Raw genomic sequence first — 3,574 nt, forward strand, 5'->3', positions numbered from 1 at the left:
GGTACTTGGTGGGAAGCTGCCTGGGAGAGTAGGACGTAGCCGCGTAATCTTTTTTTATTTTACGTGGATTTGTGGTGGTTGATATTTAGTTTGTGCTTGGATCATAAAGCTGAGAAAATGCTTTGAATGACCGCTGCGCTACAAACTAAATGTCAACCACTTTTTGTTGTGTGAAAATATAAAAGGATTGCGCTTATGCGAGAGTGGATTAAATGATAAGAGAAAATGCTTTGAATGACCACTTCGCTACAAACTAAGTATCAACCACTTTTTTTGATGTGCAAAATAAAGAAGAATTATGATTATACGAGATAGAATTAAATAATAAGAGAAGATGCTTTAAAATAGATTCAATATTGTAACTTAACAATAATCATTTTTTTATATAGAATTAAAGAGAAGCTATTTTTCAAATTATGAACTTTTATAACAAATAATGTAAATATTAATCAAAGTAAAATTCAATTACTTATGTGTACTATAAAATATTATTCATTAATAGAGAGTATTAAAAAATATTTTATGTATAAGTAGATGCGTATGTACGACAAAATACGACAGACAAATAATTTAAAATAGTGTAAAATAGTATAGTTACTTAAAATATGTGAATAAAAACAATTATTATATATAAATGAATCAGAAAGAGGTAGCGAAATGAAAAAAACTGTAAAAAAAGCAATAATACCGGCTGCTGGATTAGGAACAAGATTTTTACCAGCTACAAAGTCTCAGCCAAAGGAAATGCTTCCAATAGTGGATAAGCCAACACTACAATATATAATAGAAGAAGCTATAAACTCTGGGATAGAAGAAATACTTATAATAACAGGTAGAAACAAGAAATCTATAGAAGATCATTTTGATAAGTCAGTAGAATTAGAATTAGAACTTCAACAAAAAGGAAAAACTGAAATGTTAGAAATGGTTCAAGAAATATCTAACATGGTAAATATACACTATATAAGACAAAAAGAACCTAAAGGATTAGGACATGCTATACATTGTGCTAAAAGCTTTATAGGTGACGAACCATTTGCGGTACTTTTAGGAGATGATATAGTCGACTCAGATACTCCGTGCCTTAAGCAATTAATAGATGCTTATGATGAATATAAGACAAGCATATTAGGTGTTCAAGAAGTTGCTAAAGAAGATACTGATAAATATGGTATATTAGATTGCAAATATATAGAAGATAGAGTATACAAAGTAAAGGATATGGTTGAAAAACCAAGTGTAGAAGAAGCACCTTCAAATGTAGCTATATTAGGAAGGTATATAATAACTCCTGCTATATTTGAAATTTTGGAAAATCAAGCTCCAGGCAAAGGTGGAGAAATACAGTTAACAGATGCTTTAAAAACCTTAGCTCAACATGAAGCAATATATGCATATAACTTTGAGGGAAGAAGATATGATGTAGGAGATAAACTAGGTTTTTTAGAAGCAACAATAGATTTTGCTTTAAAGAGAGATAATTTAAAGGATGGACTAATGAATTATATGAAAAATGTAGTTAAAGAGGTTAAATAAGAAACTAAAATTTAAATTGAATTTAATTATAAAATTGATATAACAAATAATTGACATATAAAATATATTATGATAATATATTTACACTGTTAAAATGAATATTGAGTAGATCAGATAATCGCGGGTAGCATTAGCTACACGAGGAAAGTCGGAGCTCCATAGAGCAGGGTGCTAGGTAACGCCTAGTGAGAGTGATCTTAAGGAAAGTGCAACAGAAAATAACCGCCATTGATGGTAAGGATGAAAAGGTGAGGTAAGAGCTCACCAGCGGCTAGGTGACTAGTCGGCTGTGTAAACCCCACTCGGAGCAAGGCCAAGTTAGGATAAACAGAGTATTGCTCGTACTCTCCGGTTGGTAGGCCGCTTGAACTTATTGGTGACAATGAGTCTAGAAAGATGATTATCTAATACAGAACTCCGCTTATAGATTTGCTCGATTCAAAATAAAAAAACACTAGAACTTTCTAGTGTTTTTTTATTTTGATAAAATAATGAATATACTAGTAATTATATTTATAAGATATTGTGAATAAAAATAAAATAGGAATAGGACTTAATAAATTAGATTTATGAAATAAAGAATATAAATTGAAATAAACAAAAAATAAAACCTATGTAGGAACATAGGTTTTATTTTTTTATTGTTGTGGACCATCAAACATTTTATCATTATAGATAAAGTCATGTAAAACAGGTAAGTTTTTGTCAGGGTCAAATTGTAATACCCAACCTTTTTCCTTACTTATTATGCCTCCATTACTATAACCATACTGGTTATCATCAGGAATAGGGAACTCTAATGTTTTTATATCAAAATTACCTATACTTAAAACACTTGTTCCTAATCCTAATATAGTAGTTGGTTTCATATCTGTTTTTATAGATGGTAAAACTGAGTTAAGTATTGATGGATACTTAACAGGTGAAACTTCATTCATTTTCTTCATTGTTGCTTCTATTATTTGTCGTTGACGATTATCTCTTCCATATGCTGTATCATTATATCTTATACGTGCATAAGCTAAAGCTTGATATCCATTTAAATTGTGAGTTCCAGGTTCATTTATAGTCTCTACCTTTTTATCTGCAGCAACTTTATCAATTGCCTGGCCATTTGTAATGTAAGTATTTAATTCTTTAAGTTCACTTTGTTTTACGTCTACCTCAACGCCGCCTAATGCATCTATTATATCTACGAAACCAAAGAAATTAACTATTGCATAGTGATCTAGATCTAATTCAAAGTTCTTTTCTATAGTTTCAAGTAATAAATTTATACCTCCATAGGCATATGCATGAGTAAGTTTTTGTTTACCATGACCAGGAATATCTACGTATGAGTCTCTAGCTAAAGATGTAAGCTTAATATCCTTATGCTTATTATCTATTGTAAGAATCATCATAGAATCGGATCTTGATGGCTCATTTAAATTTCTAGCATCTATCCCTACTAGAAGTATATTTTCAATTCCTTCAACTTTATTATAATTTGTTTCATTAACAATTTTATTAGTTTCTGAATTACCTTGATACATCGAGTGCAGTTTAAAATAAACATATCCAAATGCTACAGCAGGAATTACCAGAACTAGTAAAAGTAAAACTATTACTAATTTTTTCAATTTAGACAATTAAATCCCTTCTTTCTGTTAATTAACATTAAGTATTTTTTGAAATCAATTCAAAACTAATTATATTAAATTAATATGAATTATTCAATCTAATAAAAGTTACAAAAAAACTAAGAAAAATATACAATATTGAAATATTATAGTATATAAATTATAATATAGACTATTGAAATATGTAAAAAAAAGAATTTGAAGAATAAAAAGCTCAAAACAACTAAACTTAGAATCCAATTTATGAACAAGTAAAACAAAATAAATGTATTAGTATAAGATATAAAAATACACGTATAAATAAATCTTATCATATATTTAGAATAGAAATTATAATATAAATATGTTTAATTTATAATTTCTAAATCATTACTATATTTTAAAATATCTATTAAGTATAAAGTGTATGAATTTAA

At 28.3% G+C, this 3,574-nt stretch carries 2 protein-coding genes and 1 other RNA gene; 2 read left to right on the forward strand and 1 reads right to left on the reverse strand.

Annotation, left to right across the window (positions count from 1 at the left end; genetic code table 11):
- Positions 1–657: 657 nt before the first annotated feature.
- Both galU and rnpB read left to right on the forward strand, forming a co-directional pair.
- Positions 658–1,536: a UTP--glucose-1-phosphate uridylyltransferase GalU gene (gene galU, locus RWY47_RS05125; protein WP_142729762.1), complete on the forward strand. Its 879-nt coding sequence runs from the start codon at positions 658–660 to the stop codon at positions 1,534–1,536.
- Between the two features lie 102 nt (positions 1,537–1,638).
- Positions 1,639–1,976, forward strand: an RNA gene (gene rnpB, locus RWY47_RS05130) — RNase P RNA component class A.
- A 198-nt stretch (positions 1,977–2,174) separates the two neighbouring features.
- On the opposite strand, the gene RWY47_RS05135 is transcribed toward rnpB, so the two are convergent.
- Positions 2,175–3,167, reverse strand: coding sequence for an LCP family protein (locus RWY47_RS05135; protein WP_085282499.1), 993 nt, complete (start codon positions 3,165–3,167; stop codon positions 2,175–2,177).
- Between the last annotated feature and the right edge of the window lie 407 nt (positions 3,168–3,574).

This window comes from Paraclostridium sp. MRS3W1 (assembly GCF_032465715.1).
Classification (GTDB): domain Bacteria; phylum Bacillota; class Clostridia; order Peptostreptococcales; family Peptostreptococcaceae; genus Paraclostridium; species Paraclostridium dentum.